The following is a 19,161-nucleotide window of genomic DNA, read 5'->3' as shown; positions in this document are numbered from 1 at the left end:
CCGACAAGATACTAATCAATTAGAATTTCAACAATAAAACCCATACGAGTGTATGGGTTTTATCTAACAAGTTAATTAGATTTGCATTAAGCCTTCAACCACTTCTCCGCTTTAGCCTGATCTTCCACTTTAAGTTCAACTTCAGTTAATTCTGAACCTGCCGCTTTCACTTCAAAGCTCATCAGTTCATCGCGGCGGAATGCCAGTACGGTATAAGTTCCATCTTGCTTGGCATATTTTTCTGCCAATTTAACTGTCGCTTTTAGACCATCAATTGCAATAATCACATCATTTGCAGACAAGCCAGTTTTTGCCGCCGCACCGTCACGGCGAGCAGACTGAACCAACACACCTTCAGGCTTATCAGCCAGTTTTAAACCAAATGGCAATGATTTGTCATTTTTGAGTGTATAGCTTAAGCCAAACTCAGGGAACAACTGATCTAACGGCAATTCATCTGTAGTATTAATCAAGTGATTGATTTGTTCTAACCAATCATCACCTGTTAATTCATTACATAAATTGAAAATAGTCCGTTCATTGACTTGAATGCCATTTTGCGCATTTTCATATAGCTTACGCATTAAGGCATCAAGGCTAGAACCGCGCAGGCGTAAGCCTAGATCTAAACACAATGCAACGAGGCAACCTTTGTTGTAGTAACTTGTACCTGCGTTATTTGAGTTTTCATCCTGACGGTAGAATTTCACCCATGCATCAAAGCTTGATTCAGCCACAGTTTGAATCTCACGACCCGGATTTTGCAAATAGCGATCTATTTGTGCTTTTAAAAGCTTGATATAAGAATCCTGATTGATCACACCGCTACGCAGCAAGATCAAATCATCATAATACGATGTAAAACCTTCAAAAATCCAAAGCAAAGAGGTATAGCCTTCTTTGTTGAGGTCATAATTCACAAAGTTTTCTGGACGGATAAATTTTACCAACCATGAGTGGAAATATTCATGGCTGCATAACCCTAAGAAACGTTGATAATCTGCCGATGGTTCTACAGGTTCATTGGCTTTTGGCAAATCATCACGTGGGCTAATTAAACTCGTACTGTTTGGATGCTCTAAACCACCATAGCTATTGGCCGTTGCCATGGTCATAAAGGTATAGTCTTTAAATGGCGCCGAACCAAACATTGAAATTTCAGTCGAACAAATTTTTTCGATGTCTTGCTGCATACGCTGCGCGTTCATAGCATGTTTGCCCGACACCACAAACTCATGCGGAATGCCGTTGGCTTCAAAACTAAAACGGGTTTGTTCCGCCAGTTCAAACGGTGCATCAATTAACTGAGCATAGTTATCTGCATATAAGGTATAACGACCTTTCACTAAACTTTTTGACTTTAATCCAGTCGCAAGTTGGAAATGCTTTAACTCGGGTGGCAAGAAAACTTCAACCTCAATGGCTGTATCTTCTTGGTCAACTAAACCTAAACATGCGCAAGCTGGATTGACATATAAACGGCTTTGATCGACATAAGCACCACGGACCGATAAATCGAAGGCATATACATCATATTCAACCGTGATCAACTCATGATCTGTATTGAATAAACGCCATTTATTTTTTTCAAATTTCTCAATTTGTAACAAACGCCCATCTTCATCATATGCTCGAACGGCTTCGATATGCTTCGAAAATTCACGGATTAAGTAACTTCCGGGAATCCAAGTAGGCAACGAAAGCACCTGTGTAGGATTTGCCAAGAAACGTGCAGTGACATGGACTAGATGCTGACGATAATCGTCAAATTCGATTTGATAATGCAACATAATGGGCGATATAAAATAAATAAAAGATAACTTATCAATTAGATTAACATTTTTTACAACTGAATGCGGAACTGTCGCAATTGTCTACAATAATGACTAGTCAGCAGAAAAAAAAAGGCATAGCATGCCTAAAAATTTTTTCGTTTTACCACCAACGGAATGGTTGGTTAAGGAACCTCATTGAAACACATGATTTACCTCATCGCGCTGCTTAGTTTTCTATGCTCCACGATAGCAAATGCTGCCCTTTTAAATATTGTCCCTGAAACCGTTGAAGCTGAAGCTTGGACCATTTTAGACCCTCAGTCGGGTCAGGTGATTGCAGAACATAATAGCCATGTTCAGCGTGCCCCTGCTTCACTTACCAAAATGATGGTGGCTTATATTGCTTTAAAGGAAATTAAAGCAGGTCATTTAAAGAAAAATGAAATCTTAACCGCAACCCCAGTCGTACAAGTGGTTCAATGGGATGAATCACAAATGTATCTCAAAGCTGGTGAACAAATTTCAGTTGATCAGCTTTTAGCAGGTCTTGTGGTCATGTCAGCCAATGATGCCGCAGTGACTTTAGCTGAACGCATTTCTGGTGATATTCCAAAATTTATTGAACGCATGAACAAAGAAGCTAAAGCTTTGGGCATGAATGACACCAATTTTCAAAATCCAGCCGGTATTACCATGCCAGAACATTATTCATCGGCGGCTGACCTTGCACGTTTAGGGCAAGCACTGGTGACTGACACACCTGACTATTTGTATTATTCAAAACAACAAAGTTTTAGTTATAACCAACGCTTCCACCGTGCAACCAATATCTTATTAAAACAAGATCCCACCGTTGATGGCTTAAAAACAGGTTTTACTAAAGCTGCAGGTTATAACTTAGCTTTAACAGCCAACCGTTTGATCGCGAATCCTGACGCGCCAGAACGTCGTTTGATTGTTGTAGTATTAGGGGCAAAAAGTGGATTAAAACGTGCAGAAGTAGCACACAACCTCATGAACTTGGCTTATACCTATACACGTAATGAAGTTGCAATCAAAGATAAGCAATTAATTGCAGAATTACCTGTGGTTAAATCAACCTTGAAAATGTTTAAGGTGGAAACTCAACAACCTAAACTGATTACAACTTCACTTTATGATCAAGCTTATGCCATCGATTTAAAAGCTTTTGATCCTACACAGCAACGTATTCTTTTAAATACTGGCAATGGCCAAATTCAAGCCATTGAACCACTTCATGAAACACAGACTAAACTGAGTGTTGAAGTAAATGAAAAAGAACTCACTGCGCCTTTGGCTGAAGTAATGAAATTAGCCACCGTTACTGTTTATCAAAATAATCAGCTGATCAATACCTTTGATATCGAAGATGACGTGCAAATTGAAGAAGCCAATATTTTTGAGCGTTTCATGATGTGGATCAAAGGCCTTTTTAGCATCTTTAATACGGATGCAGCAGAAGTTAAAACCTACCCTTTAGGTCAATGATGTGATTATGTAACTTGTAAGACAATTCGTTATTTGTGCAATAAAGAAGATGACATACTCGTGCCATCTTCTTTTTTTCAACAATAATAAAATAGGTAATTCAATGAATAACGCTGATGACTCCAAGTTACACCATATTGTCATTGTCGGTGGTGGTGCTGGTGGTTTAGAACTGGTTACGCAACTCGGTGATTTACTCGGGAAAAAAAAGAAAGCGCGCATTACCCTCGTAGATATGAAACTCACGCATGTCTGGAAACCCCTTTTACATGAAATTGCCGCAGGCACGATGTCAGTCAGCGAAGAAGAAATCAACTACTATGCGCATGCTGCGAAGCATCATTATGAGTTTGTCTTGGCTAAGTTTGAAAATGTTCATCCTACTGAAAAAACCATTCAGCTCAGCAAAGTCCAACAAGGAAAATATGAATCTACTCAAGAACAACTGCAACTGAGTTATGACACCCTTGTTCTTGCTTTAGGCTCAGTTTCTAACGATTTCAACACGCCGGGCGTGTATGAACATTGCCACTATTTGGACAGCCTACAACAAGCTGAAATCTTCCAACAAGATCTCTTACAGTTATATTTGGATGCGCAAAATAGCAATACAGCACGTGAGTTGAAAATTGCCATTATTGGCGCAGGTGCAACTGGCGTTGAACTCTCCGCAGAATTGGTCGAAGCCAAACATAATTTTTATAAATATGGTTTAAATAAAATTCATCCGCAAAGCGTACAGATCAATTTAATTGAAGGTGCTGATCGGATTCTGCCTGCACTCCCTGAAAAAATGGCCGAGCATGCACAGCAGCAATTACAACGCATGAAAATTGAGGTCTTAACCTCTAAACGTGTGGAAAAAGTCGATGCTGAACATGTTTATTTTAATGATGGCAGTAAAATTAAAGCTGAACTGAAAGTATGGGCTGCAGGTATTAAAACACCAGAAGTGATTTCGAAGCTTGAAGGTTTTGAAAAAGACCGTATGGGGCGTTTAAGTGTGTATGCAACACTACAAACCAAAGCCTACCCTGACATTTTCGCTTTTGGTGATTGTGCTCATTGCCAACCGCGTGCAGATGAACCCGTCCTCGGCCCACGCGCTCAAGTTGCCAGCCAACAAGCGTCATTTCTCGTGGATTGCTTAAAGGCACGCATCCGTGGTCAGCAACTCCCAATGTTCGTATTTTCAGACAAAGGCTCCCTAGTCTCATTAAGTAAACATAAAGCAGTAGGTGAACTTTTAGGTCAGGTCAATGTTCAAGGCTTTGTTGCCAAATCAATGTATGTTTCATTGTATCGAATGCATCAAGCCACAATTTACGGCTATGCACATGCAGGACTATTAACGGCTAAAGATTTTGTTACACGAAAAATCGCGCCTAAAATTAAATTGCATTGAAATTTACAGATCTGCCCCAATTAATGAAAAAAGCATCATAAACATTTAAAAATTGCATTTTTTTGATAAATTTAGTCTACAAAAGTGCAATTTCACTTTATGATGTAACCCTTAAAAAATTGAATGGATCAATAACATGACTGCTATTGCAAATAACTCTGTGGTTTCTTTCCACTACACATTGACTAATGCAGAGGGTGAAACTCTCGACCAATCTCAAGGTGAGCCACTAGCATATTTGCACGGCGCTGGTAACATCATTCCAGGTCTTGAAAAAGCACTTTTAGGCAAAACTGTTGGTGAAAAATTCACTGTAACTGTTCCTGCTGCTGAAGGTTATGGCGAATACAATCCTGATCTCGTTCAAGAAGTTCCTGCTCAAATGTTCCAAGGCGTGGACAACATCCAACCTGGTATGCAATTCCAAGCTCAAACTGATGACGGCGTTCAAATCGTGACAGTTAAAGCGGTTGAAGGCGACAACGTTCTTGTTGATGCAAACTTCCCACTTGCTGGTCAAGATTTAACTTTCGAAGTTGAAATCGTTGAAATCCGTGAAGCTTCTGCTGAAGAACTTGAACACGGTCACGTACACGGTGCAGGCGGTCACCACCACTAAGATCTTCCAATCTCTAGTGCAAGAAGGCAAAGTTTTTACTTTGCCTTTTTTTATTTGCTATATTTCATGTAAAGCAAATAATTTATTGAATAAGAATGAAAACTCATACCCTTCTATTAAGTCTATGTCTCATAAATATGTCTTTTCCAGCATACGGATCTAGCGATACTTGTAGCAGTTTCGAATTAAAAAGCGCAAAGCAACTCAATCGCGTCTATCAAAAAGATGAATTCTATATTTTTTATTCGGATAAACAGAAAAGTAGAGACCGCATCCAAAATCTGAACGATACAAACAATAATGCAATTCCTGACTATATCGAAGATATTGCCATCCAAGCAGTCGCATCAAGAGATATCTTTAAACTAGCAGGATTTAGACATCCTCTAAAAAGCCCAAGATATAAGAATGTAAAGGCTATTGCCATATATGTACACGAACTAAAAGGAAATGGGCTCGCCTATGAAAACTCATCTCGAGCGCCAAGTGCCACGAATCTTAAAAATAATCTTTGCTTTATCAGCATTTCTATTTCAAATCAATTAAAAGACTTTCCTGGAAATTATTAGACTACGATCACTCACGAATTATTTCATTTATACCAATATAGCTATGCACAATTTAAAAACGCATGGTACTTGGAAAGTATGGCTAATTGGGCTGAACGTGCACTTAGACGTGATATTACACCGCAAACAACTCAATTACGTGCATTACCCCAAAATGCATTACAAGTTAATGAGCAATTCTTTAATAAAAACTATAATCACATGTGGCGGCGTTTGTTTTTCAAACAACAAAAAGATGCATTCTTAGTCCCCGATGAGCTTCTAAAGAGAACTTATATTGATGGTTCACTGGTATTTAAAGATAATGTTTGGTATGGAACTAAATTTGCAAAACATTTTTTAACCGACCTAGAAAATTCATCCATTAAAATAAGTAACGAAAAAAAATGGAACCCTTATCAATGGAAAGAATCGGATCAAAAGCTAAAGCAACGGAATTGTACAATCTTTAAAACTTATCAAAACAACCTTAAAGAATTTGATAAAAAAGATAATGAAATTAAATCTCTAAATGAAATATCATCAAAATCTATCAATGATTTTTGTTCGTGATAGAAAAAAAGCAGGCCACGGCCTGCTTTTTAAAACGGATAATTAATTCTTATGAATTAACGACGTTGGTTATAAACCTGCTGCGCTGCTGGTAGATTTTTACGCATCGCTTCAATACGTTGTGAGTTTGATGGATGCGTAGACAGGAATGATGAACCTCCCGCACCTTCAAGCTTGTTCATTTTTTCCCAAAGTGTAATCGCCGCTTGTGGGTTATAACCTGCACGTGCCATTAACATTAAACCACCTTGGTCAGCACGGCTTTCTAGAGAACGTGAATACGGTAACCCTATACCGATTTGACTACCTAACTGCGCAGCAGCAGTGCCCAATTGACCGACATTATTGCCTGCGGCACTTAAACCAATATTCAGCGCAAGATCCGTTAAAGCTTGAGCACCCAATTTACTTTTTGCATGTTCTTCAAGAGCATGGACCATTTCATGTCCCATAACCGCTGCAATTTCTGCATCAGTTAAATTTAGTTTATTGACGATACCTGTATAAAATACAACTTTACCGCCTGGAGCTACAAAGGCATTGACTTGATCAGATTTCATGACCGCCAATTGCCATTGGAACGCTTGACCCGTTTGGTTCATTTGGTCTGCATAAGGACGTAGTTTTTGGAATACAGTATTAATGCGCTTATATGTACTCGAAGAGGTATCGAGCTGATTTTTAGAACGCGCATCTGTCACCATTTTGTTATAACTTTGTGTTGCTTGCGCGTTCAATGTAGCAGTATCCGCTCCTGCCATATCTGCCACTGTCGCACAGCCCGAAATCGTCATTACACCGGCCATACACAGGCTCGTTAAAATTATTTTTTTCATTAAGGCTACTCCAGACCATTAAAATATAAGTGAATTTATGGATATTATATTCTTATGGTTTGGAGCTTAAAACGAAGTTGTAGCGACTTATAATAGTATTTATGTAATTTTTTTAAGCCGAAAATTGAAGAACCAACCAATAGATTAAACAAACCACATTCAAGCCCAAATACACATGCATTAATGGCTTAATTTTTTCTTCTAACTGCACATTTTTTCGCTTAAAAAATAAGACAGCATTTTGTATCAAAACTATGGGCACAAGAATACAGGCAATAATCACCGACAACCCAATCAGGGCTTGATAAATTAATTGTGGATCTTGAGTTTGGGCACGAATGATCATCATAGCAATAGTGGGTGCTCCCCCCATCGCAAATAATAAAGAATAAAAAATGGTGGTCGAAATATTCTTTTGCATCCTGCACTTCTCTTCCTAATTCAAATTGCATTTTAGCAACTCAACACAAAGTGTGTAGCGTACTAAAATGCAACTTTAGTCTTGAAAACCGCAGATATTAACGACGTACACTCGAAGGTGTCGCATTTTTATAATATTGCTGCGCTTCCGGCATCATTTTTTGCATAGCAGCAATACGGTCATTATTGCTTGGGTGTGTAGACATAAATTTGCTCAGTGCGTCGTTGCCACTGTTATCATTCGCATTCATTTTTTTCCACAATGAAATCGCCGCTTCTGGATTGTATCCAGCCTTTGCCATCATCACTAGGCCACCTTTATCCGCGCGACTTTCCAAATTACGTGAATACGGCAAGCCCACACCAAATTGACTCCCCAAGTCAAGCAAGGTTGCACCATAGCCGCCTGCAGCATTGCCTACATATTGTGAACCGATACTCACCGCAAGATTGGTTAGTGCTGAAGCGCCAATTTTATTTTTTGCATGTTCTTCTAAGGCATGAACCATTTCGTGACCCATGATTGCAGCGACTTCATCATCCGTAAGTTTGAGTGTTTCGACGATTCCTGTATAGAAAACAACTTTGCCACCGGGTGCGACATAGGCATTGATTTCTTTAGACTTGATCACGGCAACTTTCCAATCAAAAGCCTGACCCGTTTGATTCATCTGATCTGCAAATGGTTTCATTTTCCAGAAAACACGGTTTACTTTTTGATAAGTCGCAGACTTGGTATCGAGCACTTGTTTGGTCTGTGCGTCTTTCAGCATTGCGTTATAAGACTGTGTTGCCTGTAAGTTCAAAGATGCAGAATCAGCACCTGCAAGATCAGCAATCGTGGTACAACCTGATAAAGAAGCTGCTACGGCAAAGCATGCCAAAGATTTTTTATAATTCATCATGATCTCTAGTTATTTATAAAGAGTGTCAAATATATACAAAAAATTGACTGACTCAATATTTTTATGCTTATTTTTTCAAAATCTTTATTTTTCCATCATTTAAATTTAATCAACTTTTTTGAAGTTGTATTCTTCGTTATATAAAAAAGCCCCGCTTTCGCGAGGCTTTTACATCTTAATTCAACAACATTATGCGTCGAATGGATGACGTAATACGATTGTTTCATCTCGGTCTGGACCAGTTGAAATGATGTCGATTGGACATTCAATCAATTGCTCTAAACGTTTCACGTAGTTAATTGCATTTTGTGGCAATTGATCTAGTGATTTCGCACCGAAAGTAGACTCAGACCAACCTGGCATAGTTTCGTAGATCGGTTTTAAAGTTTCAAATGCAAGCGCATCAGAAGAACCTACACAACCAGAATCAGCTGCTTCGTAACCTACACAGATTTTCACTTCTTCTAAACCATCTAGAACGTCTAGTTTAGTTAAGCAAATACCAGAAAGTGAGTTTACTTCTACTGAACGACGTAGAATTTCAGCATCGAACCAACCACAACGACGTTGACGGCCAGTAGACGCACCAAATTCAGAACCCACTGTACCTAAGTGTTTACCGATTGCATCACCAACATCGTTAGCAGCATCATAAACAAGTTCAGTTGGGAACGGACCAGCACCTACACGAGTTGTGTACGCTTTAGTAATACCCAATACATAGTCAAGGTGTAATGGACCAAGACCTGAACCTGAGCTTACGCCACCAGCAGTCGTATTTGAAGAAGTAACGTACGGATATGTACCGTGGTCAACGTCAAGAAGTGAACCTTGCGCACCTTCAAACATGATTTTCTTACCTGCTTTACGGTAAGCATGAAGTTCGCCAGTAACGTCCATCACCATAGGTTCGATGACTTTACGCCATTCGTCACATAGAGCGATTATATCTTCAACTTTAACGGCTTCAACACCGAAGAATTGAGTCAATTGGAAGTTATGGTATTCAAGAAGCTCTTCTAGTTGAGCTTTAAGATGAGCACCACCACGAACCAAGTCAGCAACACGGATTGCACGACGAGCCACTTTGTCTTCGTATGCAGGACCGATACCACGACCTGTAGTACCAATTTTCGCATTGCCACGTTTTTTCTCACGTGCTTGGTCAAGGGCGATATGGTGTGGAAGGATCAATGGGCAGTTTGGAGAAATACGTAGACGTTCACGTACAGGCACGCCTTCTTTTTCTAAAACTTCCATTTCGTGGATTAAAGCTTCAGGTGATAAAACAACACCATTACCAATTAAGCACAATACGTTGTCACGTAAAATACCAGATGGAATGAGGTGTAAAACAGTTTTCTTACCACCAACCACAAGTGTATGACCTGCGTTGTGTCCGCCTTGATAGCGAACTACCGCAGCCGCTTGATCTGTGAGCAGGTCGACGATCTTACCTTTACCTTCGTCGCCCCATTGGGTACCAAGTACCACAACATTCTTGCCCATAATAGCCTCATTGCATCATGCTGTTAAAATTGGAAAAAACGTGTGTGCCCGCAGGCACATCCGAGATTAAATTTGTTTGATTGTCCACTCGCCATTTGCATTCACCAACTGGTGCGTTGCATACGGTGCTGAGCTTAAATCATCATTACCTAACAATTGAACAACACTGAATCCTTCGGTACGTGCTGCCTCAATTGCCTTTAATAAATCTGCTTCGATGCCTTTTGGTGCAACCAAAACTTGGTTTTTCTGAACTTGACCTGCAGTTAATGCATATAGATCACAAGAGAAACCTGTCGCTGGACGCGCGCGACCGAAGTGTTCACCAATACCGTCATAACGACCACCTTGAGCCAATGGCGCAGCACGGTTTGGTGCATATACGGCATACATTAAACCAGTGTGATAATGATATGAACGAAGTTCTACAACATCGATACCAATATGTAGTTCTGGCCAACGCACCTGAATTGCGGCTTGTGTCGATTTCACTGCATCAAATGCAAGTTTAAATGCTTCGTTATTTAAAACTTCAGCACTTAAATTTGCTTGTAACGCATCTAAATCACTTGCAAAACGACCTAAAGTATAGAAGTCAGCACCATTTGGAATGCTTTGTGTGAATTCAGCAAGTTCAGGTAAAGCTTTACGTTGATACAAGTCAGATAACTGACGTTCAACCGCTTTGCTCAAGCCAGCTTGTTTTACCATGCTGCGGAATAAACCGACATGCCCTAAATCAAGATGGATACCATCTGCATGACCTGCTTTAGCAAGCAAGTTGATCATGACATCAATCAGTTCAACGTCAGCATCAATGCTGTCTGAACCAAATAATTCTGCACCTAACTGTAAAGGTGCACGTGTGGTATTAAAACCCTGTGGCTTAGTATGTAGTACTGTACCAGCGTAGCAATAACGAGCTACACCTTCGACAGGATGTACATGCGCATCAATACGAGCCACTTGTGGTGTCATATCGGCACGCACACCAAGCAAACGACCTGAAAGTTGATCGATCACTTTAAAAGTGGCTAAGTCTAAATCTTGATTCGATTCTGAAAGAGAAGATAGAGATTCGATGTATTCAATGAATGGCGTGTACACCAACTGATAACCTCGAGATGCGAGGAAATCTAATGCTTCACGACGCAAAGATTCAATCACTTGCGCCTGTTCTGGCAGTACATCAGCTACACCATCAGGTAATAACCATGTCTCTGAAATGGGCATGTTGTAAACCTAAATTCTTGTCAGCGCGGAACAAATCCGCATAAAAAAATCGGGAGCACACCCGATTTCTCCTAGTTTAGCACGATAGTTTTACGCTTGCACACGACTTTTTCATAAAAGATGCTTCAGCATTCATTACTTCATCCACAGCTTTAACTTTTACAACTAAATCCATGTTTATGCTTCTATTTTAAAATCCTATGAACGTTATTTTTTAACCATTTGATAAAAAATAATAAGCATCCTACTTTCTATAGATGAAGTTTTAAACAAAGTTATAAATATGATCAGGCTCAACAACTTAATTTAAGACTCGAACATCAATCCAAAGGAAGCGCTGTGGTTAGTTTAACAGCCTGTAACGGTATCTCTGTTTTTACATTTTGCACACTGGCGATCTGCGTTAAATGATGAATCTGAAACTTTCGATAGGCTTCTAAATCTGCCACGACGATACGTAAGAAAAAGTCACAATCTCCTGCCATGAGTTGACATTCAATCACCTCAGGCATCGTTTGAATCGCTGCGACAAAATCATTCACGGTTTTTGCATCTTGACCTTTTAGCCAAATCCGCGCAAATACCGTTAAACTTAAATTCAATTTTGACTGATTCAGTAAAGCCACATATTTCTCAATATAGCCTTCATCTTCTAGTTGCTTAACCCGTCTCAAACACGGCGAAGGTGATAAACCAACTAGTTGGGCCAATTCATTATTTTGTAGTTTTCCATTTTGCTGTAATGCTTGCAAAATGCGTTTATCTATCTGATCCATCAATAAAGGCACTAAATTTCACAATAATCTTTATTTTAGCAATTTCATTGCACAATAAAAGCAATCTTTCACAAAACAGCTGCCAAATGCTGCTCAGATATCCATAAAATATTGCTTTCGATCTCGCTTCATGGAAAACGTCATGTTGATGTTTAGACAAAGTACACTCAATCATACCCATTCAGAGCATTCTATTGAGTTTAAACGAGGTCTAAAAACATCTATTCCAATGCTGCTGGGCATTATTCCTTTTGCATTAGTTCTGGGTGCTCAGGCAACACATAAAGGCTTTTCTAGTTTAGAAGTTCCGCTTTTGACTGGTCTTAACTTTGCAGGTGGTTCTGAATTTGCCATTTTGCAAGTTTGGACCAATCCCCCTAATATTCTCATGCTGATGTTTATTACGTTTTTAGTGAATAGTCGGCACCTATTAATGGGGGCGAGCCTTGTCCCGTATTTACGACATTTACCGAATCGTACGGTTTATACCGCTTTATTTTTTATGTGCGATGAAAGTTGGGCTGTGGGTTTGGCTGATGCGCAAAAAAAATCTAATGTTTTGGGAATTCAGCGCGCCTTTAGTTTAATGTTCTATGCAGGCTTATGCTGTGCTCTATATTTGATGTGGGTTGGCTTTACCACGCTAGGGGCAATAATTGGACCGATACTTGGCGATATTAGTCGACTTGGTTTTGACATGGCCTTCCCTGCTGTATTTCTTGTTTTACTGCGTGGTATGTGGAAAGGCTTTAAAGCGGCGCGCCCATGGCTGGTCAGTTTGATTGCCGCATCTCTGGCGTATTTTTATCTCCCAGCGGGCTGGTATGTTCCGATTGGCGCAGTTACGGGTATTGCTTCTGCATTTTTCCTAATTGGAGATGATGCATGATCCACACTAGCACCCTGATCGCGATTCTATTTATAGCCTTAACCACTTACCTGACCCGCATCTTGGGTTATGTGTTACTGAAAAACCGTAGCCTCACCAACAAACAACGTCAAATTATGGAAGTTGTCCCCGGCTGTGTTTTGATATCAGTGATTGCGCCCTATTTTGTCAAAGATAATCCTGCCGATCTGATTGCGATAGCTATTACCCTATTTGCAGCATCACGTTTTTCGTTATTGCCTACCGTTGTGATTAGCATGCTTTCAGCAGCAGTATTAAGACAAATTTTGATTTAACTAAGTAATACGCGATCATGTTTTGAATAACGAAAGAACTACGATTTAAACCCAATGATGATGAATATTAGGAATCATCTTATTGGATAAAAAAATACCCATACCTTGAGATTACATGCTTCATGCAGATATCGAGCTATGGGCAGTCTTCTTTATCTTTCGATTAGCTTTGATCGGTTTTGACCACTTTTGCCAAAAGGTTCACCAACTCTGCATTTTGCAATTCAACTTGCTGTAATTTGTGAGTGGTTTGATCTAATACTTCTTGCTGGATATGCATTTTCTTTGCAAGATCTTGCATAATTTCCAAGGTCTTTTTCAGGTTGGCTTCTAGATGCACCACTTTTTCTTCAAGTGGCAAGGTTTCATGCGCGGTAGATTGCGATACGTCACGATTAAACTGTAGCCAAATTAAAAATATAACCGCCAGCGCCAATAATAAAATAAATCCCCAAAGTAACATCAACATCATGCTCAATACTCTTTATATATTTCTTTGACTTTCATCTTAAACAATAAATCGGCTGTGCTTGAATATTTTTTAAAGTTTTTCAATATTTTCGAGATACATCAACGACATTACGCATGATTTTTCATCTAATTTTAGAAAATAAAAAAACACCTACAAGCTAGTAGATGTTTTCTATATTGGATAAGTTTGAATTTTTATAAAGAGTGAAAACTTTCACATAAATCGAGCAAGCGGTTCGCATAGCCCCATTCATTGTCATACCATGCGAAAACTTTTGCTTGTTTTCCTACCACCATGGTTTGATTCAAATCGACAATCAATGAATAAGGTGAATGATTAAAATCACTTGATACCAAGGGCTCATCGGTTACTGACATAATTTCATGATAATCAAAACGTGCAGCTTTGCTTAACACTGCATTTAACTCATGCTTGGTGATAACTGATTGAGACACAAAACTTAAATCGATTGCAGCAACATTGATAGTCGGCACACGAATCGAATAGCCATCGATTCGATCTTCCATTTTCGGCATGACCCGTTTCAACGCACCCAGAGCTGAAGAGGTCGTTGGAATAATATTTTGACCTGAAGCTCGCGCACGACGTAAGTCACGATGTGCATGATCCAATACAGACTGATCCGCAGTCACAGCATGAATTTCTGTCATGAGTGCTGTGTCTATACCAAAGGCATCATCAATAATTTTGACTAAAGGCACCAAAGCCTGCGTGGTACACGACACACTCGAAATAATTTGATCCGTCGCTTTGACTTCATGATGATTAACACCATACACAATCGCAGCATCAACACTGTCAAACGGCGCAGCACCAATAATCACACGTTTGGCACCTGCACCAATATGCTGTGTGGCTGCCTCTCGCGATCTAAATAAACCTGTACATTCGAGTACCACATCGACATTCAGGTGTTGCCAAGGCAAAAGACTCGGCTGTGCTTCATTTAAAACTTGCACTTTGAGATGTGCTTGGGCACAAGAGATCTCTAGAAAAATAGCGCCATCTTGTTCAAGAATGTCGACTTGGCCTGCAAAACGACCATGCGTGGTGTCGTATTTAAACAAATGCACCATGGTTTCCACATCAGCGACATCATTTATGGCAACAATTTCATAATGAAATTCTTTTGGATTTTCAAACCAAGCGCGTAATACATTGCGTCCGATTCGACCAAATCCATTAATTGCCACTCGCTGCATGACTTACCCTTCATTTTGAAACAGTTATAAAGCGCTTATATATTAAAGGATTTCAACAATAATTCGTAATCATTAATTCTCTTAATACTTATTAAAATGGGTGTTGAGTGAAAATATTCAAAATAGCTTTTCGACTTTATAATGAAGAAAAATATTCTATAGACTATAAATCACAATGATGAAGCAAACACTACAACCATTTTATTTGTTCTGGCAAAAGCTTAAACCTACAAAGCTCTTTTACGCTTCCATCTCAATATTTTTGATATTTTTATTAGGTTCAACCGAGACTACAGCGCAAATATATCAACACTGTTCATCAGCGGAGATACAAAAATTACAACGCCTATTCTCAGACGATAATTCCTCCAATGCCAATGAACCTGTATTTCAGGACTGCATTCAACTTCAGCATAGTCGTCGATTATTAGCCCTTTCTAGTAATGCGACTGACGTGATTCAGGACAATGCGGGCAATTATGATCTAAAGCTTTATCTTATAGATAAAGGCACATTTCAAGTACTAAAAGTATTTAAGTCACCTAAAGGCATTGTGCCTACGACACGTTTAGATAATGTTCAATTTGATCTCACTCCCTATGCAAAAGATCAGGACTTGGTGGGTATTGCTTTAAAACAATCGCACATAGGCGGTATTCATTCATCAAGACGATTGCTTTACCTTTATGCCATTCAAACTGATTCAAAAATTTTAGCTGTCTTAAATGGACTAATGACCAACTACAACAGCAGTACACAAAGTGCTTGTGATGACTGGAATACTGAAGAATTGAAGCGCACCTTACACATCAGCAATCAAACCCATAAGGGCTTCCCTATTTTCTTAATCAAAGAGTCGAGCATTAGCAGCCATTACAATCACAAAAACTGCAAAGCGTCCGCTGAACATGACCAAGGTCGTTATCAGCTCAAATTTAATGGCAAGGAATACCCCATTCAACACATAAAAAAGACAGATCCTGACTTATAAGCTGATTAATTCACGCCTTTAAAATTTGAAAATGCGTTTAGGATTTAAGTAAAATTTCATCTTAAATTTATAAATAAACCAAAGTACCATTGAGTAAAAACTGCCAAAATTTTCACAACCATAATGAAAATGAATCAATTCAAATGAATTATATAAAAAGTCATATAGTTCATTGAAAATCATTGGTCGCTACACCTTTTTCCGTTATAATTTAGCGTTTTTAAATTTTATGTCAGCATCTCAAGCCAGCTTTAAAATTTTGTAAGACTTGCTTGATAGGCTATTACCAAATCGAAATTAGGAGAGACTTGGTTGTGAGTACTCGTTTTATGACATCAGCTGAAATTCGCGAAGCTTTTTTAAGCTACTTTGAATCGCAAGGGCATACACGTGTCGCGTCGAGTTCTCTGGTACCTGCCAACGACCCAACACTATTGTTCACAAATGCTGGTATGAACCAGTTTAAAGACTGCTTCCTTGGTCTTGAAAAACGTGACTACGTTCGTGCAACTTCTTCACAAAAATGTGTCCGTGCTGGCGGTAAACACAACGACTTAGACAACGTTGGTTATACAGCACGTCACCACACATTCTTTGAAATGTTGGGTAACTTCTCATTTGGTGACTACTTCAAACGTGATGCCATCACATTTGCTTGGGATTTCTTAACCAACGAAAAATGGTTAGGTCTGCCAAAAGATAAACTTTATGCCACTGTTTACCATACAGATGACGAAGCATTTGATATCTGGAACAAAGAAATTGGTCTAGACGCTTCACGCATTATCCGTATTGGTGACAACAAAGGCGAAAAATACGCTTCAGATAACTTCTGGGCAATGGGCGATACAGGTCCTTGCGGTCCATGTTCTGAAATCTTCTTTGACCATGGTGACCACATTTGGGGCGGCTTACCGGGCACTCCTGAAGAAGATGGCGATCGTTTCATCGAAATTTGGAACAACGTATTCATGCAGTTCAACCGTACTGCTGATGGTGTTCTGCATGCCCTTCCTGCACCTTCTGTAGATACAGGTATGGGCCTTGAGCGTATTTCTGCAGTTTTACAGCATGTAAACTCAAACTACGAAATTGACCTATTCCAAAACCTACTTAAAGCTGCTGCTGAAATCATTGGTTTAGATACCACTGAACTTGAAGCAAAAGCACAAGCAGAAAACAAACCAGTTGAATACCCTGCTTCACTTAAAGTTGTGGCTGACCATGCACGTTCTTGCTGCTTCTTGATTGCAGACGGTGTTAACCCGTCTAACGAAGGCCGTGGCTATGTACTTCGCCGTATTATCCGTCGTGCAGTACGTCATGGTAACAAATTGGGTGCAACAGGTTCATTCTTCCATAAAATGTTGCAGCCGCTGATCGACGTGATGGGCGCTGCTTATCCTGAGCTTGCTGCACAGCAAGCACGTATCGAAGCACAGCTTTTGAAAGAAGAAGAACAATTCGCAAAAACTTTAGAGCAAGGTTTGAAATTGCTTGAAGGCGAATTGGCTCAACTTAAAGGTTCAGTGATTCCAGGCGAAACTGTATTTAAACTTTACGATACTTACGGCTTCCCGACTGACTTAACAGCAGACATTGCACGTGAACGTGATTTAACGATTGATGAAGCTGGTTTCGAAGTCGAAATGGCGGCTCAACGTCAACGTGCGCGTGATGCTGGTAAATTTGCTGTCGACTACAACTCAATTGTCAAAGTTGAAGGCGAGACTCAATTTGACGGCTATGACGCAACTCAAGGCCAAGGTCAAATTGTTGCAATCTACAAAGACGGCGAACAAGTTGATGAAGTTTTTGAAGGTGACGAAGCACTAATCGTTCTAAACCAAACTCCGTTCTATGCAGAAAGTGGCGGTCAAGTTGGCGATACAGGTATCTTCAAAAACGAAACTGGTATTTTTGAAGTTCAAGACACCAAAAAATCAGGCGGCGCATTTGTACACCAAGGCATCGTGACCATGGGTAACTTAAAAGCGGCTCAAGCGGTTGAAGCGATTGTTAAAGCAGATATCCGTGCAGCAACATCGCGCAACCACTCTGCGACTCACCTGTTGCATGCAGCGCTGCGCCAAGTTTTGGGTACGCACGTACAGCAAAAAGGCTCATTGGTTGCCAGCGAACTTTTACGTTTTGACTTTGCCAATGATCAACCTGTTTCATTTGAACAGCTTCAAGAAATTGAACGCATTGTCAATGCTGAAGTGATTGCCAATACTGCTGTTTCAACTGAACTTTTAGACATCGATGCGGCTAAAGAAAAAGGCGCGATGATGTTGTTCGGTGAGAAATACGGTGACGAAGTACGTGTATTGTCTATGGGTACAACCAAAGATGAGAAAAACTTCTCTATCGAACTTTGTGGCGGTATTCACGTAAAACGCACAGGTGACATCGGCCTATTTAAAATCACTTCTGAAGGCGGTGTTGCTGCAGGCGTACGCCGTATAGAAGCTGTTACAGGCACAAAAGCAGTTGAAGTAGCACAAAAAGCGGATCGTGATATTCATGCAATCAACGATTTGCTAAAAGCTCAAAAAGACCAAACTTTAGAAAAAGTAGAAGCGCTTTCTCACACTGCATCTAGCTTGCAAAAACAAATTGAACAATTGAACCAAAAATTGGCAAGCTTCCAAGCCGCTGAGTTATTGAGTCAAGTTCAAGAGATTGCTGGCCGTAAAACATTAATCACCACGGTTCAAGGTGTAGATGCGAAATCACTTCGCAACTTGCACGACGGTGTGAAATCTAAGTTAGACAATGCTGTGATCGTGATCGCAGCGGTTGATGCCGACAAAGTGAGCCTCATTGCTTCGGTTGCTAAAGAATACACTGCTGCTGTAAAAGCAGGTGACATCATCAAACACCTTGGTCAAGAACTTGGCGGTAAAGGTGGTGGTAAACCTGATATGGCTCAAGGTGGTGCGCCTTATAGCGACAAACTTGAAGCGGTAATGACTGACCTCGTTGCATGGTTAGCTGCAAAATAAGACCAAAAGTCCTATAGCTCAAAGTGACTCACCTCCTTTGAGCAAATCAACAGGTTTAAGCAGTGTGTTTTTTAATGCTGGATCCTGCTTAAACACTGTTGATGCGTGAAAGCGCAAACTCAATCATCATGTTGAAACCAATATTCAACCTCTGGCTAAATGATGAAAATGGAG

The 19,161-nt window shown here is 39.9% G+C and carries 18 protein-coding genes; 9 read left to right on the top strand and 9 right to left on the bottom strand.

Going from position 1 to position 19,161, the window contains the following annotated elements; all coding sequences use genetic code 11:
• Positions 1-86: 86 nt before the first annotated feature.
• Positions 87-1,790 (bottom strand): M61 family metallopeptidase, encoded by a 1,704-nt coding sequence (locus tag FTT76_RS05480; RefSeq protein WP_180009423.1) that lies wholly within the window; start codon positions 1,788-1,790, stop codon positions 87-89.
• 180 nt (positions 1,791-1,970) lie between these two features.
• On the opposite strand from FTT76_RS05480, the gene FTT76_RS05475 reads away from it, so the two are divergent.
• The 5 genes from FTT76_RS05475 to FTT76_RS05455 all read left to right on the top strand — a co-directional run bounded on the left by FTT76_RS05475 (position 1,971) and on the right by FTT76_RS05455 (position 6,429).
• Positions 1,971-3,284 carry a D-alanyl-D-alanine carboxypeptidase PBP6B gene (locus FTT76_RS05475; protein ID WP_306669395.1) on the top strand — a complete coding sequence of 438 codons (1,314 nt, stop codon included), beginning with the start codon at positions 1,971-1,973 and terminating at the stop codon, positions 3,282-3,284.
• Positions 3,285-3,387: 103 nt separating this feature from the next.
• Positions 3,388-4,689 carry an NAD(P)/FAD-dependent oxidoreductase gene (locus FTT76_RS05470; RefSeq protein WP_180009421.1) on the top strand — a complete coding sequence of 434 codons (1,302 nt, stop codon included), beginning with the start codon at positions 3,388-3,390 and terminating at the stop codon, positions 4,687-4,689.
• Positions 4,690-4,825: 136 nt separating this feature from the next.
• Positions 4,826-5,308, top strand: coding sequence for a peptidylprolyl isomerase (locus FTT76_RS05465; RefSeq protein WP_078189067.1), 483 nt, complete (start codon positions 4,826-4,828; stop codon positions 5,306-5,308).
• A gap of 137 nt (positions 5,309-5,445) precedes the next feature.
• The gene (locus FTT76_RS05460) at positions 5,446-5,877 is read left to right on the top strand and encodes a hypothetical protein (RefSeq protein WP_180009420.1); all 432 of its coding nucleotides are present in this window, start codon (positions 5,446-5,448) and stop codon (positions 5,875-5,877) included.
• Between the two features lie 78 nt (positions 5,878-5,955).
• Positions 5,956-6,429 (top strand): hypothetical protein, encoded by a 474-nt coding sequence (locus FTT76_RS05455; RefSeq protein ID WP_180009419.1) that lies wholly within the window; start codon positions 5,956-5,958, stop codon positions 6,427-6,429.
• A 56-nt stretch (positions 6,430-6,485) separates the two neighbouring features.
• Here FTT76_RS05455 and FTT76_RS05450 read toward each other — a convergent pair whose 3' ends face one another.
• The 6 genes from FTT76_RS05450 to FTT76_RS05425 form a co-directional block, all read right to left on the bottom strand.
• Positions 6,486-7,265, bottom strand: coding sequence for a M48 family metallopeptidase (locus FTT76_RS05450; protein WP_168379353.1), 780 nt, complete (start codon positions 7,263-7,265; stop codon positions 6,486-6,488).
• A 112-nt stretch (positions 7,266-7,377) separates the two neighbouring features.
• Entirely contained in the window at positions 7,378-7,686 is a 309-nt protein-coding gene (locus tag FTT76_RS05445; protein WP_078194385.1) for a hypothetical protein, read from the bottom strand.
• 97 nt (positions 7,687-7,783) lie between these two features.
• Positions 7,784-8,587, bottom strand: a complete 804-nt coding sequence (locus tag FTT76_RS05440; protein ID WP_078194387.1) for a M48 family metallopeptidase — start codon at positions 8,585-8,587, stop codon at positions 7,784-7,786.
• Positions 8,588-8,779: 192 nt separating this feature from the next.
• Positions 8,780-10,099, bottom strand: coding sequence for an adenylosuccinate synthase (locus tag FTT76_RS05435; protein ID WP_180009418.1), 1,320 nt, complete (start codon positions 10,097-10,099; stop codon positions 8,780-8,782).
• Between the two features lie 66 nt (positions 10,100-10,165).
• Positions 10,166-11,332 carry an ATP phosphoribosyltransferase regulatory subunit gene (locus tag FTT76_RS05430; protein WP_180009417.1) on the bottom strand — a complete coding sequence of 389 codons (1,167 nt, stop codon included), beginning with the start codon at positions 11,330-11,332 and terminating at the stop codon, positions 10,166-10,168.
• Positions 11,333-11,652: 320 nt separating this feature from the next.
• A complete protein-coding gene (locus FTT76_RS05425; RefSeq protein WP_180009416.1) occupies positions 11,653-12,108 on the bottom strand; it encodes an Lrp/AsnC family transcriptional regulator in 456 nt (151 codons plus the stop codon).
• Between the two features lie 142 nt (positions 12,109-12,250).
• Between FTT76_RS05425 and FTT76_RS05420 the strand changes: the two genes are divergently transcribed.
• Positions 12,251-12,997, top strand: coding sequence for an AzlC family ABC transporter permease (locus FTT76_RS05420; protein ID WP_180009415.1), 747 nt, complete (start codon positions 12,251-12,253; stop codon positions 12,995-12,997).
• Positions 12,994-13,293 (top strand): AzlD family protein, encoded by a 300-nt coding sequence (locus FTT76_RS05415; protein WP_078194391.1) that lies wholly within the window; start codon positions 12,994-12,996, stop codon positions 13,291-13,293. Before FTT76_RS05420 ends, FTT76_RS05415 begins: the two co-directional genes overlap by 4 nt.
• A gap of 163 nt (positions 13,294-13,456) precedes the next feature.
• On the opposite strand, the gene FTT76_RS05410 is transcribed toward FTT76_RS05415, so the two are convergent.
• Together FTT76_RS05410 and FTT76_RS05405 are read right to left on the bottom strand one after the other, a co-directional pair.
• Positions 13,457-13,759 carry a hypothetical protein gene (locus tag FTT76_RS05410; RefSeq protein WP_078189224.1) on the bottom strand — a complete coding sequence of 101 codons (303 nt, stop codon included), beginning with the start codon at positions 13,757-13,759 and terminating at the stop codon, positions 13,457-13,459.
• A 200-nt stretch (positions 13,760-13,959) separates the two neighbouring features.
• Positions 13,960-14,988, bottom strand: coding sequence for a type I glyceraldehyde-3-phosphate dehydrogenase (locus tag FTT76_RS05405; RefSeq protein ID WP_180009414.1), 1,029 nt, complete (start codon positions 14,986-14,988; stop codon positions 13,960-13,962).
• Between the two features lie 262 nt (positions 14,989-15,250).
• On the opposite strand from FTT76_RS05405, the gene FTT76_RS05400 reads away from it, so the two are divergent.
• Both FTT76_RS05400 and alaS read left to right on the top strand, forming a co-directional pair.
• Positions 15,251-15,979, top strand: a complete 729-nt coding sequence (locus FTT76_RS05400) for a hypothetical protein (protein WP_180027215.1) — start codon at positions 15,251-15,253, stop codon at positions 15,977-15,979.
• Positions 15,980-16,293: 314 nt separating this feature from the next.
• Complete coding sequence (alaS, locus tag FTT76_RS05395) at positions 16,294-18,987, top strand: alanine--tRNA ligase (RefSeq protein ID WP_180009412.1); 2,694 nt, start codon at positions 16,294-16,296, stop codon at positions 18,985-18,987.
• The last annotated feature ends 174 nt before the right edge of the window (positions 18,988-19,161 follow it).

Origin of the sequence: Acinetobacter sp. YH01009, assembly GCF_013420765.1 — a bacterium.
GTDB classification, from domain to species: domain Bacteria; phylum Pseudomonadota; class Gammaproteobacteria; order Pseudomonadales; family Moraxellaceae; genus Acinetobacter; species Acinetobacter amyesii.
Note: the sequence above shows the minus strand (reverse complement) of the source record. Positions and strands in the feature narration are given on the sequence as shown.

What these genes read in the sequence shown, in the direction of transcription:
- FTT76_RS05480 (WP_180009423.1), bottom strand. Translation starts at nt 1,790, where the DNA reads ATGTTGCATTATCAAATCGAATTTGACGATTATCGTCAGCATCTAGTC.
- FTT76_RS05470 (WP_180009421.1), top strand. Translation starts at nt 3,388, where the DNA reads ATGAATAACGCTGATGACTCCAAGTTACACCATATTGTCATTGTCGGT.
- FTT76_RS05465 (WP_078189067.1), top strand. Translation starts at nt 4,826, where the DNA reads ATGACTGCTATTGCAAATAACTCTGTGGTTTCTTTCCACTACACATTG.
- FTT76_RS05460 (WP_180009420.1), top strand. Translation starts at nt 5,446, where the DNA reads ATGTCTTTTCCAGCATACGGATCTAGCGATACTTGTAGCAGTTTCGAA.
- FTT76_RS05455 (WP_180009419.1), top strand. Translation starts at nt 5,956, where the DNA reads ATGGCTAATTGGGCTGAACGTGCACTTAGACGTGATATTACACCGCAA.
- FTT76_RS05450 (WP_168379353.1), bottom strand. Translation starts at nt 7,265, where the DNA reads ATGAAAAAAATAATTTTAACGAGCCTGTGTATGGCCGGTGTAATGACG.
- FTT76_RS05445 (WP_078194385.1), bottom strand. Translation starts at nt 7,686, where the DNA reads ATGCAAAAGAATATTTCGACCACCATTTTTTATTCTTTATTATTTGCG.
- FTT76_RS05440 (WP_078194387.1), bottom strand. Translation starts at nt 8,587, where the DNA reads ATGAATTATAAAAAATCTTTGGCATGCTTTGCCGTAGCAGCTTCTTTA.
- FTT76_RS05435 (WP_180009418.1), bottom strand. Translation starts at nt 10,099, where the DNA reads ATGGGCAAGAATGTTGTGGTACTTGGTACCCAATGGGGCGACGAAGGT.
- FTT76_RS05430 (WP_180009417.1), bottom strand. Translation starts at nt 11,332, where the DNA reads ATGCCCATTTCAGAGACATGGTTATTACCTGATGGTGTAGCTGATGTA.
- FTT76_RS05425 (WP_180009416.1), bottom strand. Translation starts at nt 12,108, where the DNA reads ATGGATCAGATAGATAAACGCATTTTGCAAGCATTACAGCAAAATGGA.
- FTT76_RS05420 (WP_180009415.1), top strand. Translation starts at nt 12,251, where the DNA reads ATGTTGATGTTTAGACAAAGTACACTCAATCATACCCATTCAGAGCAT.
- FTT76_RS05415 (WP_078194391.1), top strand. Translation starts at nt 12,994, where the DNA reads ATGATCCACACTAGCACCCTGATCGCGATTCTATTTATAGCCTTAACC.
- FTT76_RS05405 (WP_180009414.1), bottom strand. Translation starts at nt 14,988, where the DNA reads ATGCAGCGAGTGGCAATTAATGGATTTGGTCGAATCGGACGCAATGTA.